The sequence below is a fragment of the Pseudomonas oryziphila genome (genome assembly GCF_003940825.1).
GTDB lineage: Bacteria > Pseudomonadota > Gammaproteobacteria > Pseudomonadales > Pseudomonadaceae > Aquipseudomonas > Aquipseudomonas sichuanensis.
This window is the reverse complement of sequence record NZ_CP034338.1, coordinates 5833353-5848301: the sequence shown is the minus strand read 5'-3', so window position 1 is coordinate 5848301 and position 14949 is coordinate 5833353. Positions and strand designations below refer to the sequence as shown.

Sequence of the window (14949 nt, the reverse complement as noted above, 5' to 3'; positions counted from 1 at the left end):
GTTAAGGGAAGCCGACATGCAGCTCAAAGACGCTCAGTTGTTCCGCCAGCAAGCCTTCATCAACGGTGAATGGCTGGATGCGGACAGCGGTCAGACCATCAAGGTGACCAACCCGGCCACCGGCGAAGTGATCGGTACCGTGCCGAAGATGGGCGCCGCTGAAACCCGCCGCGCCATCGAGGCCGCCGACAAGGCGCTGCCGGCCTGGCGCGCACTGACCGCCAAAGAGCGTGCCGGCAAGCTGCGCCGCTGGTTCGAGCTGATGATCGAGCACCAGGACGACCTGGCCCGCCTGATGACCACCGAGCAGGGCAAGCCGCTGGCCGAAGCCAAGGGCGAAATCGCCTATGCCGCTTCGTTCATCGAGTGGTTCGCCGAAGAAGCCAAGCGTGTCTACGGCGATGTCATCCCAGGCCACCAGCCAGACAAGCGCCTGATCGTCATCAAGCAGCCGATCGGCGTTACCGCGGCCATCACCCCGTGGAACTTCCCGGCCGCGATGATCACCCGTAAAGCCGGCCCGGCCCTGGCCGCCGGTTGCACCATGGTGCTCAAGCCTGCTTCGCAGACCCCTTACTCCGCCCTGGCCCTGGTCGAGCTGGCCACCCGTGCCGGCATCCCGGCTGGCGTGCTCAGCGTGATCACCGGCAGCGCCGGCGAAGTCGGCTCCGAGCTGACCGGCAACTCCCTGGTACGCAAGCTGTCCTTCACCGGCTCGACCGAAATCGGTCGCCAGCTGATGGAAGAATGCGCCAAGGACATCAAGAAGGTTTCCCTGGAGCTGGGCGGCAACGCGCCGTTCATCGTGTTCGACGACGCCGACCTGGACAAGGCGGTCGAGGGCGCGATCATCTCCAAGTACCGCAACAACGGCCAGACCTGCGTCTGCGCCAACCGTATCTACGTGCAGGACGGCGTCTACGAGGCGTTCGCCGAGAAGCTCAAGGCCGCCGTGGCCAAGCTGAAGATCGGTAACGGCCTGGAAGAAGGCACCACCACTGGCCCGCTGATCGACGGCAAGGCTGTCGCCAAGGTCCAGGAACACATCGAAGACGCCGTCTCCAAAGGTGCCAAGGTGCTGTCCGGTGGCAAGCTGATCGAAGGCAACTTCTTCGAACCGACCATCCTGGTCGACGTGCCATCGAGCGCCGCTGTCGCTAAAGAAGAGACCTTCGGCCCGCTGGCGCCGCTGTTCCGCTTCAAGGACGAGGCCGAAGTCATCGCCATGTCCAACGACACCGAGTTCGGCCTTGCCTCGTACTTCTACGCCCGCGACATGAGCCGTGTGTTCCGTGTTGCCGAGGCCCTGGAATACGGCATGGTTGGTATCAACACCGGCCTGATCTCCAACGAAGTCGCGCCGTTCGGCGGTATCAAGGCCTCGGGCCTGGGCCGCGAAGGTTCCAAGTACGGCATCGAGGACTACCTCGAAATCAAATACCTGTGCATCAGCGTCTGATCGCTGACTGACAGAGCAGTATTTACCTCTGCCAGCGGGGCGCGAGAGCGACGCCTCGCTGGTCTTTTTGACACCGCAGTACCTGGTGGCCAGGGCGTTCACGACAGTCGATCAACGAATACTGAACGTGAACACACCCAGCCACCCCCGAATAACAGCGCCGTCAGAGTCGGCGCGAATGAGGGCATTATGAGCAAGACCAACGAATCCTTGATGCAACGCCGTGTCGCCGCCGTCCCACGTGGCGTTGGCCAGATTCACCCGATCTTCGTCGATACCGCGAAGAACTCGACGGTGATCGACGTTGAAGGCCGCGAACTGATCGACTTCGCCGGCGGCATCGCAGTACTGAACACCGGCCACCTGCACCCGAAAGTGGTCGCGGCCGTGCAAGAGCAACTGACCAAGGTCAGCCACACCTGCTTCCAGGTGCTGGCCTACGAGCCTTACGTCGAGCTGTGCGAGAAGATCAACAAGCTGGTCCCAGGTGACTTCGACAAGAAGACCCTGCTGGTCACCACCGGCTCCGAAGCTGTCGAGAACGCCGTCAAGATCGCCCGTGCCGCCACCGGCCGCGCTGGCGTGATCGCCTTCACCGGTGGTTACCACGGCCGTACCATGATGACCCTGGGCCTGACCGGCAAGGTTGTGCCGTACTCCGCTGGCATGGGCCTGATGCCGGGCGGCATCTTCCGCGCCCTGTTCCCGAGCGAGCTGCACGGTGTCAGCGTTGACGACGCCATCGCTTCGGTCGAGCGCATCTTCAAGAACGACGCCGAGCCGCGCGACATCGCCGCGATCATCCTCGAGCCGGTACAAGGCGAAGGCGGCTTCCTGCCAGCGCCGAAAGAGCTGATGAAGCGCCTGCGCGCCCTGTGCGACCAGCACGGCATCCTGCTGATCGCCGACGAAGTGCAGACCGGCGCTGGCCGTACCGGCACCTTCTTCGCCATGGAGCAGATGGGCGTTGCGCCTGACCTGACCACCTTCGCCAAGTCCATCGCTGGCGGCTTCCCGCTGGCCGGTGTGTGCGGCAAGGCCGAGTACATGGACGCCATCGCCCCAGGCGGCCTGGGCGGCACCTACGCCGGTTCGCCGATCGCTTGCGCTGCGGCCCTGGCCGTAATCGAAGTGTTCGAGGAAGAGAAACTGCTGGATCGCAGCAAGGCTGTCGGCGAGCGCCTGACCGCTGGCCTGCGTGAAATCCAGAAGAAGTACCCGATCATCGGCGACGTCCGCGGTCTGGGTTCGATGATCGCTGTGGAAGTGTTCGAGAAGGGTACCCACACCCCGAACGCTGCCGCCGTTGGCCAGGTTGTCGCCAAGGCGCGTGACAAGGGCCTGATCCTGCTGTCCTGCGGTACCTACGGCAACGTCCTGCGCATCCTGGTGCCGCTGACCGCCGAAGACGCACTGCTGGACAAAGGCCTGGCGATCATCGAAGAGTGCTTCGCCGAACTCGCCTGAGTGTGACACGCTTCAGAAAAAACCCGCCTAGGCGGGTTTTTTTTATGCCGTTTGTCGGCTTCAGGCGCTAAGGTTGTACGAGGATTCCGTGGAAGCTGCGAAGGATCGCGCGCCATTACCAGGAGACTCGCTCATGAGCGCCGCCGACCCCATCCCCCCTTGTGTCTTGATTGCCGAGGGCGACCCTTGGGTGCGTGACATGCTCAGCGAAATGCTGCTCAGCGTGCGTTGCGATGCACGCTTGCACGTCTGTGCCGATGGCCCCCAGGCGCTGAGCGCGCTGGCAACCAAGCCCGACCTGATCATCGCTGCCCGCGAACTCGCCGGGCTCGATGGCCTCGACCTGCTGCGCAAGGTACGCAAGCAGGGCGAACAGTCGGGTATGCCGTTCATCCTCATGAGCAACCGCACCGATACCGCCAGTGTGCGCGAGGCGTTGCCACTGCACCCCACCGCCTACCTGAGCAAACCGCTCGACCTGGATAACCTGCGCAAGCGCCTGGAAGACCTGCTGGTGCATGTCGGCGAGCAGATTGCCTGCCCGGTCCCGGCGCTGCCGCCGGGGCTCAAGCTGTCGGCCTTCCTCGAACAGCGCCGTGCTACTGCCGACGGCGGCCCGCTGTTCGCCGACGTGCAGGTGGCGATCAAGCGCGCCCTCAACCCCGAGGGCCTGAACCTCAAGGTGCTCGAGGAGGAGGTGCGCAACGACCCGCAGATCACCGGGGTACTGATCGCCGCCGCCAACAGTGCCGCGATGCACCGCGATGCGCCGGTGCAGACGTTGATGCAAGCGCTGAACAAGCTCGGCAGCACCCAGAGCATGAACCTCATTCTGGGCCTGACGCTCAAGCGCAGTGCGCGCTTGAGCGACCCCTTGCTGGCGCGGCACGCTGCCCGTTACTGGGACTTTTCCCTGCACACCGCCGAGTACGGCCGCACCCTGGCACGCATGCTCGAGGTGGACGAAGGCCGTTGCTACTGCGCGGGGCTGTTGCATTGCCTGGGTGATCTGGCGGTGCTTCGCACCTTGCAGGAGTGGCGCTTGGCGGGCGGCGAACTGGATGAAGACCAGGTTCAGTTGTCGCTCAACGAATTCGGCGCGCCGTTCGGCTCGGCGCTGCGCACCCGCTGGCGCTTGCCGCTGAACCTGCGCGAGCTGATCGCTGCGGTGTATCAGCTGGGCGGCGGTGTTTACTCGCGGGAGATCCTGGCCATGAGCCTGGCCGGCCAGCTGGCGCGGCTCAGACCCAGCGAAGGGCTGGAAAAGGTCGCCAGCGGCAAGACGGCACGGTTGCTCAAGCTGGGGTTGCCGGAGTTGACGCGGTTGCGCAAGGTGGACCCCGAAGCGGTGGCCCGGGAGGAGGCGGAGCGCCAGGCCGCACAAGCCGACGAGAGTGAGCCGGAGGTTGATTTGCTGGTAACTCCCGCAGCAGATGCCGAGCCCGTGGACGGAGACGATCGCCAGGCCTGAGCCGCGCAGCGGTTGCATCAGGCTTGGGATCGGTCCTACAGGTGTTGCGGACGTCCGTTCGTATCCATGGAAGTACTTCAGGCGTAGTTTTCCAGCCACTCCACCAACGGAATGGCAGGGAGGTTGCGCCTGAGGATGAATACGTACAGATACCGTGAACTGCGCTATCAGGTCTGTCGTTCCAGGGCGCGAATACTCGCCCATGAAGCATTCTCCAATAGGTTCTGCACGCCTGGTGCTGAGCTCGACGTTGAAAAGGTGCGTTTCGAGCCTATTGGAAGCATGGCGATCGAAGCTTTGCAGTCCTGGGACGAGCAGACTCACCACTTTCCCTGGGAGGAGGTTTCACGCTGGGCTGATCGAGATCTCAAGGGATTCGACGTTTCGTTGTGGTCTGAGCATGTGCTCTGCGGTCTCTGCTACGCCAGCCCCCGCAGAAGCAATCACTGCATCAAGATCATTCTGCTGGAGGGCAAACCAGGCCCGAAGAATCCATTGAGAGGCCTGGTGGCCTCGCTGTTGGTGTTGGCCGTTATTGAATACGCACGGATGCTCAGGTACTCGCGAATCGAGGTTCAACAACCCGACCCGGGTGTCGAATCTTTGTACTTATCCCTTGGTTTCGTGCGTGATCCTGCCGGCCGTCTTGTGAAGCCGCTAGGGGCGATTGATGAACAGACCACTATCCAGATATCAGAGGTACCCATGAACTATTCAACAAGTTCCAGGAAGGCTGCATTGATCAAGCGATACACTGCCGAAGCTGACGCCCTTGCGGGCGAAATCACCGATCTGGAGCGTCATATTCTCGATGTCGCGTTCAGGGAGGGCCGGGAGAAAGAGCCTGGAGGTGTGATGGCCGGGCCACGTAGCGGCCGGATCGATTACGAGTGGCTCTTAGCCGTTACGAAATGAAATGAGCTACTTGCTGCACATTACGGGCGGGTAACCGGTCAGCCTTTTACGATCTGGTTCTTGCCCTGCCGCTTGGCGCGGTACATCGCCGCGTCAGCTCTGGCGAACAGGCTGTCGAGCGTTTCGTCCTCATCAGTCAGCCCGGTCAGCCCCTGGCTAACGGTCACGCCGTAAGTCTGCTGCCCGTGGCTGAAACTCAGGCACTGGATCTCCCGCTGCAGGCGCTCGGCGATCTGCTCGGCCATCTGCGCAGTGCAGCCGGGGAACACTGCGGCGAACTCCTCACCACCGATCCGCCCGAACTGGTCGCCACGCCTTAGCACGGCCTTGCCGCTGTCGGCGATGCGCTGCAGTACCTGGTCGCCTTCCTGGTGCCCATAACTGTCGTTGATCAGCTTGAAGTCATCGATGTCCAGCAGCAGGAATGCCAGCGGCGTGCCATGTATCCGGGCATTGTCGAACGCCTGTTGGGCGCATTCGAAGAAGTGCCGGCGGTTGCTGCTTTGCGTGAGTACATCGGTGGTGGCCAGGCGATGCAACTCGCCTTCGAGCTGCTTCTTTTCGGTGATGTCCTCGGCGATGCCGACGATGATCACCCGCTGATCACCCTCGCGCTGCTGATTGATGTAGCACTTGTCGCTGACCCAGCGCACTTCACCGGCGCCATTGAGGATGCGGTACTCGCGGTCCTCGACGGTACCCTTGACCAGCACCTGGGCCAGGCTGCGCTCGGCGTATTCGAGGTCGTCCGGGTAGATGGCGTCGCGCCACTCGTTGTAGTCGGCCAGCACCAGGCTGGCCGGGCGACCGAACAGGCGTTCGTAGGCCGGGCTGACATAGAGCACCTGGCGGGTTTCCCAGTCGAAGGCCCAGAGCACGGCGTTGACGCTGTCGAGCAGCGATGAATAGAGCTGCTCGCGCTCGCTCAGGCGGGCCACTTCGCCTTGGGCATGCAGCAGGGCGAGCAGCGTCTGGGCCGCTTCGGGGCGGGGAGGGTCGGTAAACGTGGGCGGGAGGTCTTTGGCCATGTGCACGAAACGGTTCTCGACGTGGGGCGTGCGGCCACGAACCGGCCCGCCACGCGGACGATGTGCCGCGTTGGAGTGGTATCGGGGAGGGAAGTTCCGGGCGGCATGCCCCATTGCGGGGCATGCCGATCAACGGCTATCAGGTGCCTGTGGGGCGCAGCGAGTAGGTCTTGAGTTGGGCGGCGAAATCACGCAGTGACTGAATACCGCTGGCCTCGGCCTCGTGCACCCAGTCCTTCATGGCAGCGAGCATGTCGTGGCCGTTGGCGCTGGTGCGCGCCCAGATCTGCTGCAGTGCCAGGCGTTTCTCGTAGATGGTCTTGAGTGACTGGCTGTGCGCCAGCATCGATTCGATGCGCACGTGATGACGGTCCTGCAGCAAGCTGGTCTCACGCGACAGCAGGCGTTTGGCGCGGCGGAAGCGGTGGCGCACCGAGGCGTCGACCTTCTCCAGTTCCTGTTTGACCAAGGGGCCGATCACCAGCTTGCGGTACTGGGCCATGATCTGGAATCGGTTGTTGAGGATGGCCATGGCAGTGTCCATGTCCAGCGATGCTTTGCCCTCGACCCGATGGGCGATGGGCGCCACCCGCTGCACCTTGGCCAGGCGCAGCATGCTCAGCAGGCGGATCCACATCCAGCCCATGTCGAACTCCCAGCGGCGTACCGAGAGCTTGGCCGAGTTGGGGTAGGTGTGGTGATTGTTGTGCAGCTCCTCGCCGCCAATGATGATGCCCCAGGGCACCAGGTTGGTGGCGGCGTCGCGGCATTCGAAGTTGCGGTAGCCCACCGCGTGGCCGAGGCCGTTGACCACGCCGGCGGCCCAGAACGGAATCCACATCATCTGCACCGCCCAGATGGTGATGCCGATGGTGCCGAACAGCAGCAGGTCGATGACCGCCATCAGGGCGATGCCGCCGAGCTTGTAGCGCGTGTAGAGATTGCGCTCGATCCAGTCGTCCGGGCAGTTCTTGCCATAGATGCGCAGCGTCTCTTCGTTGCGCGCCTCTTCGCGATAGAGTTCGGCGCCCTTGCGCAGCACGGTGCCCAGGCCCTTGTGCAGCGGGCTGTGCGGGTCGTCAGGGGTTTCGCACTTGGCGTGGTGCTTGCGGTGGATGGCGGTCCACTCGCGGGTGTTCTGCGCAGTGGTAAGCCACAGCCAGAAACGGAAGAAATGCTTGAGGCCTGCATTCAGCTCCAGCGCCCGGTGCGCAGAGTAGCGGTGCAGGTAGATGGTGACGCTGACGATGGTCACATGGGTCATCAGCAGGGTGACGGCGACCAGTTGCCAGGCCGACAGATCGAGCAAACCGTAGTACCACATAGCGGGAAAAACCCTCGCAAACACAGGGGAACAGCGCTGGCATTATCCCTTGGCAGGCAAATAAAACCAGTCGGCCTTTTTGATAGGAAGTCACAGGGTGTTTCAGCCTTTATAATGCCCCCTCATTTTCCATGGGCTCACCGACCCGACATGTCTGTTTCCGTTCGCGACGCCTTGCGTATGGCCGGGCTCTACCTGCTGCTTTCGATCCTCTGGCTGGCGTTGTCGGAGCTGGTCTTGCAGAGCATGTCCGAGGACCCGCTGGCGCTGACCGTGGGCCGGCAGATCAATGTGGTGGTCTGGGTGCTGCTCAGTGCCTTGCTGATCTTCGTCTCGCGCGCCCGGCTGTTGAACTTCATCGGCATCGGTGCACGCCTGCGCAGCGAAGACCGCGAACGCCTGCGCATGGCCGCGGCGGTGTTCGACAGCACCCTCGAAGGCGTGCTGGTGACCGATCGCAACGGCCTGATCGTGCACGTTAACCGGGCTTTCATGCGCATCACCGGGTATCAGCAGGACGAGGTCATCGGCCAGCGCCCGAGCAAGTTCAAGTCTGGCCGCCATGGCGCGCCGTTCTACCAACAGATCTACGCCGCGCTCAACGCGAAGGGCGAGTGGAGCGGCGAGATCTGGAACCGCCGCAAAAGCGGCGAGATCTACCCGCAATGGCAGACCATCTGCGCCATTCGCGACGACAGCGGCGAGCTCAGCCACTATGTGGCGGTGTTCAGCGACATCAGCGCGATCAAGCACACCGAGCAGGAGCTCGCCTACCTTGCCCATCACGACCCGCTGACCGGCCTGCCCAACCGTCTGTTGTTCAACGACCGTGCCGAGCAGGCGCTGGCTGCCGCGCAACTGAACAAACGCGGTTGCGCCTTGCTGTTGCTCGATCTCGATCATTTCCAGAGCATCAACGACGGCCTTGGCCACACCATCGGCGACCAGCTGCTGAAGCTGGTGGGTGAACGCCTGCGCGAAGTGGTGGGCAGTGGCGTCACCCTGGCACGCCTGGGCGGCGACGAATTCGGCGTGCTGGCCGAGAACTGCCAGCAGGTCGGCCAGGCCGGCAAGCTGGCGCAGAGCATCATCGAGCGCTTGCGTGAGCCCTTCACGTTCGACGACCACCGCCTGTTCATCAGTGCCAGCATTGGCATCAGCCTGTTCCCCAGCGATGCGCTGAGCGCCGAACAGCTGCTGCGCAACGCCGACTCGGCGCTGTTCAAGGCCAAGAGCAGCGGCCGCGCCTGCTACGCGCTGTACACCGAGGAGCTGACCGCCCACGCCCAGCACCGGGTCGAGACCGCCGGCGAGTTGCGCCGTGCGCTGGAACAGGAGGAACTGCGGGTGTTCTTCCAGCCGGTGTACGACCTGTTCAACGCGAAGATGATCGGCGTCGAAGCGCTGGTGCGCTGGCAGCATCCCCAGCGGGGCCTGGTGCCGCCGGGGGAGTTCATTCCGATTGCCGAGCGCACCGGGCTGATCGCCGAGATCGACGCCTGGGTGTTGCGCCAGGCCTGCCGGCAGATGGTGCAGTGGCAGCAGGACGGCCGGGTGCTGGCGTTCGTCGCAGTCAACATTTCCAGCCGCCTGTTCAGCCAGCGCGAGCTGTATCGGCAGGTGGCCGATGTGCTGCACGACACCGGCCTCGACCCGTCGTTGCTGGAGCTGGAAGTCACCGAAAGCGCGGTGATGGAAGACCCGGAAGTGGCGCTGGAGCAGCTGCACCGCCTGCGCGAGCTGGGGCTGACCCTGGCCATCGACGATTTCGGCACCGGCTACTCCTCGTTGCTGCGCCTCAAACGCCTGCCGGTGCAGAAACTGAAGATCGACCAGGGCTTCGTCGCGGGCCTGCCCTTCGACGATGACGACATTGCCATTGTGCGGGTGATCATCGCCCTGGCGCGCAGCATGGGCATGCAGGTGCACGCCGAAGGCATCGAGCAGGCCGAGCAGGCGCGCTTCCTGCTGGAGCAGCAGTGCCAGCTGGGGCAGGGGTACTGGTTCGGGCGGCCGGTGCCAGCTGATGATTTGCATTGGGGCTGATGGCCTCTTCGCGGGTAAATCGCAGCGGCGAACCGCCGCTCCCACAGGTTATGCGCAGTCTCTGTGGGAGCGGGTTTACCCGCGAAGCAGTCACCGCTTGTTCAAGCCTCTGGCCAACCTGTCCCCACCCAACTGAATCACCGCCACCAGCGCCACCAGCATGACGATCACCGTCAGCATGATCTGGCTGTCGAAGCGCTGATAGCCATAGCGGTAGGCGATATCCCCCAGCCCCCCCGCACCGATCGCCCCGGCCATGGCCGACGAGTTGATCAGCGTCACCAGGGTGATGGTGAAACCGCCGACGATCCCCGGCAGCGCCTCGGGCAGCAGCACATGCCAGACGATGTGCCAGCGCCGGCAGCCCATGGCCTGGGCCGCTTCGATCAGGCCATGGTCGACCTCGCGCAGGCTGACCTCGGCAATCCGTGCGAAGAACGGCGTGGCGGCGATGGTCAGCGGCACCACGGCCGCCCACACGCCGTAGGTGGTGCCCACCACCAGGCGGGTGAAGGGGATCAGCGCGACCATCAGGATCAGGAACGGGATCGAGCGGAACAGGTTGACGATGGCACCCAGCACCCGATTTAGCGCCGGCGCCTCGAAGATCCCGCCCTTGTCGCTGGTGACCAGCAGCACCGCCATCGGCACCCCCACGAGCAGCGCCACCAGCGAGGACACGCCGACCATCAGCAGGGTATCGAGCAAGCCTTGCAGCAGGCGATCAATCCACATGGCCCAGTACCTCCACATCCGCAGCCCAGCGGCGGGCGCGTTCGAGCAATTGATGAGTGTCCAGCGGTGAGCCGCGCACGGCCAGGATCAACTGGCCCAGGGCATGCTCGCCGATGGTTTCGACGCCGCCCTGGAGCAGGCGCACCCGGCCCCCCAGGTCGCTGAACAGCGTGCTCAGCTCCGGTTCGCCGACCAGCTGCAGGCGCAGCACCACGGCTGCATCGCGGCTGGCCGGGTTGGCCCGCAGGCTGGCCTGCAAGGCGGCGGGCAGGCGCGTCTGCAAGGGCGCGAGCAAGGTGCGGGTGACCTCGTGGCGCGGCGCACCGAACACCTGCCACACCTCGCCCTGCTCGACCACTTCGCCGCGCTCGAGCACCACCACGCGCTGGCAGATATCGCGGATCACCGCCATCTCATGGGTGATCAGCACCACGGTCAGGCCCAGCCGCTGGTTGATGTCGCGCAGCAGTTCGAGGATCGATGCGGTGGTTTCCGGGTCGAGCGCCGAGGTGGCCTCGTCGCACAGCAGTATCTCGGGGTCGTGCACCAGCGCCCGGGCGATGCCGACCCGCTGCTTCTGCCCGCCGGACAGTTGCGCCGGGTAGACGTGGTGTTTTTCCGCCAGCCCCACCAGCTCCAGCAACTCACGCACCTTGCGCTGGCGCTCGGGCTTGCTCACGCCGGCCACTTTCAACGGCAGCTCGACGTTCTGCCACACAGTCTTGGCCGACATCAGGTTGAAGTGCTGGAAGATCATGCCGATGCGTCGGCGCAGGGCCACCAGGCGGTCTTCGTCGAAAGGCGCGATATCCACCTGGTCGATCAACACCCGGCCTTGGCTTGGCTGCTCCAGGCGGTTGATGGTGCGCAGCAGCGACGACTTGCCGGCGCCGCTGCGGCCGATGATGCCGAAGATCTCGCCACGGCGGATGTTCAGGTCGATGCCTTGCAGCGCCGGTTGCGCCTGGCCCGGGTAGGTCTTGCCCAGGCCGATGAAGCGCACATGGGCCTGGTTCACCTCCGGGCGCAGCACTTGTTCAGGTGCCTTGAGCGGCACTGGCTGCGTGGGAAGCGCCCTGAGGGCGCTGGCCTGGCTCATGTCAGCCTTCCCAGCCGGCCTGGTACAGCTTGCCATGGGCCTTGTCCAGGGCTGCGCGCACGGCGGGCGAGTGTTGATAGATGTCGACGAACTTGGCCAGGCGCGGGTCGTTCTTCTCCTGCGGGCGGATGACGAACTGGATCACGTATTCCTTGTTTTCCAGGCCGTCGAACAGCAGCGCCGAGGTGGCGTCGAAGGTGTTGGCCAGGCGGATGTAGGCCGGGTAGCCCTGTACCAGATCGGCGTCATCGTAGGCGCGCACCAGTTGCACGGCCTCGACCTGGAGAATGTTGATCTTCTTCGGGTTGGCGATGATGTCGTCTTCGGTGGCCTTGTAGCCCACGCCCGGCTTGAGGGTGATCAGCCCGGCCTTGGCCAGTAGCTGCAAGCCGCGCCCGCTGTTGATCGGGTCGTTGGCGATAGCCACGCTGGCGCCTTCGGGCAGCTCGGCAAAGCTCTTGTACTTTTTCGAGTACAGGCCGACGTTGTTGATGATCCCCGGCGCGTAGGGCACCAGGTTGAAGCCGGCGGCGGCCTTGGCGTTTTCCAGGAAGGGGATGTGCTGGAAGTAGTTCACGTCGATGTCGCCGCTGTTGAGGCTGACATTGGGCGCGATCCAGTCGCTGAACTCGATCAGCTTCACTTCCAGGCCTTGTTTATGGGCTTCTGCCACCGCCGCTTCCAGCGGTATGGCGAAGGCGGCGGTGGTGCCGATCTTCAGTGGCTCGGCGGCGAAGGCGGCGGCGGACAGGCCGAGGCCCAGGGCGATGGCCGCGACGGGCCGGAACAGTTTCTCAAGCATGGTGCAGGGCTCCAGTCGGGGCAGAGGTATGGGTGTTGCGGTAGGTGGATCCGGGGTGATCGGCGGGCAGGTGCGGGTGGTCGCTGGCGAACAGCTTCTCGCGCAGGGTGCCTTCGGCGTACGCGGTCTTGTAGCGGCCACGGCGCTGCAGTTCGGGTACTACCAGGTCGATGAAGGCCTCGAAGCTTTCCGGGGTGACGGTGCGGGTCAGGTTGAAACCGTCCAGGCCGGTGTCGTCGAGCCAGCCGATCAGTTGCTCGGCGACCTGTTCGGGGTTGCCGACCAGGGTGACGTAGCGCCCGCCCAGGGCGTGTTGCTCCAGCAGGCGGCGGCGGGTCCAGGCGCTGTCCTGCAGCTGGCGGGTGGCGGACTGGATGGCATTGCCCTTGGCGAAGCCGATCGGCTCGTCCAGCCCGTAGCGCGAGAAGTCGATACCGGTGGAGCTGGCGAAGTGCGCCACGCCGGCCTCGGGGCTGGCGTAGTGCAGGTACTCGGCGTGCAGGGCGCGGGCTTCGTCCTCGGTTGCGGCAACGATCACGCTGATGCCCATGAACACCTTGACCGCCTGCGGGTCGCGACCCGCGGCTTGCGCCGCTGCACGCACCTTGTCGACCTGGGCGCGGGTGGCGGCCTTGTCCTGGCCGCTGATGAACACGCACTCGGCATGGTTGCCGGCAAAGGCCAGGCCACGCGCCGAACTGCCGGCCTGGAACAGCACCGGGGTGCGCTGCGGCGAGGGTTCGCACAGGTGGTAGCCCTCGACGTCGTAGAACTCACCGTGGTGGCTGACCTTGTGCACCTTGTCCGGGCGCGCATACACACGCTGTGCGCGGTCGGCGACCACGGCATCGTCGTCCCAGCTGCCTTCGAGCAGTTTGTACAGCACCTGCAGGTACTCGTCGGCCTGGTCGTAACGGCGGTCGTGCTCGAGTTGCTGCTCCAGCCCCATGGCCCGGGCGGCGCTGTCGAGGTAGCCGGTGACGATGTTCCAGCCGACCCGGCCGTTGCTCAGGTGGTCGAGGGTGGAGAGGCGCCGGGCGAACAGGTAGGGCGCCTCGTAGGTGAGGTTGGCGGTAAGGCCGAAGCCCAGGTGCCGGGTTGCCGATGCCATGGCCGAAACCAGCAGCAGCGGGTCGTTGACCGGCAGCTGGATCGACTCCTTGAGTGTCACGTCCAGCGACTGGCCGTACACGTCGTAGGTGCCGACGATATCGGCGATGAACAGCCCGTCGAACAGCCCGCGCTCCAGCAGGCGGGCCAGGTTGGTCCAGTAGTCGAGGGTCTTGTACTGGGTCGAGGTGTCCCGCGGGTGGGTCCACAGGCCGTGGTTGATGTGCCCGATGCAGTTCATGTTGAACGCGTTGAGCAGGATCTGCTTGGCCATCAGATGGTCCCCCGACGCGGCGGCTTCTCATCGTTGAGGTAGAAGTTGCCGATGGCGTGGTACTTCCAGCGCACCGGGTCGTGCAGGGTGTGCACCCGGGCGTTGCGCCAGTGGCGATCGAGGTTGTGCTCGGCCAGGGTGGCCTGGCTGCCGGCCAGTTCGAACAGGGTGGTGCCGGCGGCCAGCGAGATTTCGGTGCTGATCGCCCGCGCCTCGGCCACGGCAATCGAGGCTGCGGCGAGGGTGTCGGCGGTGCTGTCGGCCTGGGCGATGTCGAGGATTTCGCCGGCGCGCTCCAGCAGCGCTTCGGCGGCGTGCAGGCGGATCGCCAGGTGGCCGAAGCTCTTCAGCGTCAGTGGGTCGTCGCTGGCCTTGTCGACACCCGAGTCGACCCACGGCCGGCTGCGGGTGCGCACGAAGTGCAGGGCGTCTTCGAAGGCGGCACGGGCGATGCCGGTGTCGATGGCCGCGTGGAGGATCTGTGCCAGCGGGCCGACCGTGGTCGGGCGCTCGAAGGCGCTGCCGAACGGCACCACGTCTTCGGCGCGTACCGGCACGTTGTCGAACACCACCGAGCCGCTGCCGGTGGTGCGTTGGCCGAAGCCGCTCCAGTCGTCGATCACTTCGATGCCCTGGCTGTCGGCGGGCACGAACGCCAGGTGCTGCAGGTCCTGTTCGTCGATCACCAGCGTCGGGATGCGTTGGGCATAAATGGCGCCGGTGCAGTAGAACTTGCGGCCGTTGATGCGGTAGTGCTCGCCATCGCGGGTCAGGCGCGTGGTGCGTTCGTGGGCGTTCTTGGTGCCGATTTCGGCCAGGGCATTGCCGAAGCGCCGGCCAGCGAGCACTTCGGCATAAAGCCGTTTCTGTTGCTCCGGGGTGCCGTTCACCCGCAGCACTTCCAGGGCGTAGAAGTGGTTCTGCGGGATCTGCCCGATCGAGGCGTCGGCCTGGGCGATGCGCGCCACGACCTTGGCCAGGGTGGCACTGGACACGCCGGCGCCGCCAAAGGCCTTGGGCACGCTGATGCCCCATAGGCCGGTGTGCACGAAGCGTTCGAGTTCGGCGTGGGGCAGGCGGCGCTCGCGGTCGCGTACGGCGCTGTCCTGGCGCAGGTGGTGGGCGAGTTCTTCGGCGACGGCCAGGGCCTGGGCGTCGCTGGTGATGAGGGATGCAGTCATGGTGCTCTCCGTGGGCCCATCGCGGGGCAAGCCCGCTC

12 protein-coding genes are annotated in these 14949 nt (G+C 64.8%); 5 read left to right on the top strand and 7 right to left on the bottom strand.

Annotated elements, in window-relative coordinates; genetic code table 11:
- The first annotated feature begins 16 nt into the window (after nt 1-16).
- From gabD to EJA05_RS27140, 4 genes are all read left to right on the top strand, one after another.
- On the top strand, nt 17-1459 hold the full coding sequence (gabD, locus tag EJA05_RS27155) for an NADP-dependent succinate-semialdehyde dehydrogenase (RefSeq protein ID WP_125466007.1): 1443 nt from the start codon (nt 17-19) through the stop codon (nt 1457-1459).
- A gap of 189 nt (nt 1460-1648) precedes the next feature.
- Nucleotides 1649-2926, top strand: coding sequence for a 4-aminobutyrate--2-oxoglutarate transaminase (gene gabT / locus EJA05_RS27150; protein WP_125466006.1), 1278 nt, complete (start codon nt 1649-1651; stop codon nt 2924-2926).
- A gap of 133 nt (nt 2927-3059) precedes the next feature.
- The gene (locus EJA05_RS27145; protein WP_125861030.1) at nt 3060-4397 is read left to right on the top strand and encodes a response regulator; all 1338 of its coding nucleotides are present in this window, start codon (nt 3060-3062) and stop codon (nt 4395-4397) included.
- A gap of 135 nt (nt 4398-4532) precedes the next feature.
- Nucleotides 4533-5312 carry a hypothetical protein gene (locus EJA05_RS27140; protein ID WP_125861028.1) on the top strand — a complete coding sequence of 260 codons (780 nt, stop codon included), beginning with the start codon at nt 4533-4535 and terminating at the stop codon, nt 5310-5312.
- A 38-nt stretch (nt 5313-5350) separates the two neighbouring features.
- Here the strand turns inward: EJA05_RS27140 and EJA05_RS27135 are convergent, their stop codons facing one another.
- Nucleotides 5351-6340, bottom strand: coding sequence for a GGDEF domain-containing protein (locus EJA05_RS27135; RefSeq protein ID WP_125861025.1), 990 nt, complete (start codon nt 6338-6340; stop codon nt 5351-5353).
- Nucleotides 6341-6479: 139 nt separating this feature from the next.
- Nucleotides 6480-7664 carry a delta-9 fatty acid desaturase DesA gene (gene desA, locus EJA05_RS27130; RefSeq protein ID WP_125861023.1) on the bottom strand — a complete coding sequence of 395 codons (1185 nt, stop codon included), beginning with the start codon at nt 7662-7664 and terminating at the stop codon, nt 6480-6482.
- Between the two features lie 150 nt (nt 7665-7814).
- Between desA and dibA the strand changes: the two genes are divergently transcribed.
- Nucleotides 7815-9710: a phosphodiesterase DibA gene (gene dibA / locus EJA05_RS27125; protein WP_125861021.1), complete on the top strand. Its 1896-nt coding sequence runs from the start codon at nt 7815-7817 to the stop codon at nt 9708-9710.
- A gap of 90 nt (nt 9711-9800) precedes the next feature.
- On the opposite strand, the gene EJA05_RS27120 is transcribed toward dibA, so the two are convergent.
- Genes EJA05_RS27120 through EJA05_RS27100 form a run of 5 tightly spaced genes read right to left on the bottom strand, consistent with a single transcriptional unit; the run spans nt 9801 to nt 14911 of the window.
- A complete protein-coding gene (locus EJA05_RS27120) occupies nt 9801-10445 on the bottom strand; it encodes a methionine ABC transporter permease (RefSeq protein ID WP_125861019.1) in 645 nt (214 codons plus the stop codon).
- Nucleotides 10435-11544 (bottom strand): methionine ABC transporter ATP-binding protein, encoded by a 1110-nt coding sequence (locus EJA05_RS27115; protein ID WP_125861017.1) that lies wholly within the window; start codon nt 11542-11544, stop codon nt 10435-10437. The genes EJA05_RS27120 and EJA05_RS27115 overlap by 11 nt, the downstream gene beginning before the upstream one ends.
- A gap of 1 nt (nt 11545) precedes the next feature.
- On the bottom strand, nt 11546-12346 hold the full coding sequence (locus tag EJA05_RS27110; protein ID WP_125861015.1) for a MetQ/NlpA family ABC transporter substrate-binding protein: 801 nt from the start codon (nt 12344-12346) through the stop codon (nt 11546-11548).
- Complete coding sequence (locus tag EJA05_RS27105; protein ID WP_125861013.1) at nt 12339-13730, bottom strand: LLM class flavin-dependent oxidoreductase; 1392 nt, start codon at nt 13728-13730, stop codon at nt 12339-12341. The genes EJA05_RS27110 and EJA05_RS27105 overlap by 8 nt, the downstream gene beginning before the upstream one ends.
- A complete protein-coding gene (locus tag EJA05_RS27100) occupies nt 13730-14911 on the bottom strand; it encodes an SfnB family sulfur acquisition oxidoreductase (RefSeq protein WP_125861011.1) in 1182 nt (393 codons plus the stop codon). Before EJA05_RS27100 ends, EJA05_RS27105 begins: the two co-directional genes overlap by 1 nt.
- Nucleotides 14912-14949: the final 38 nt, after the last annotated feature.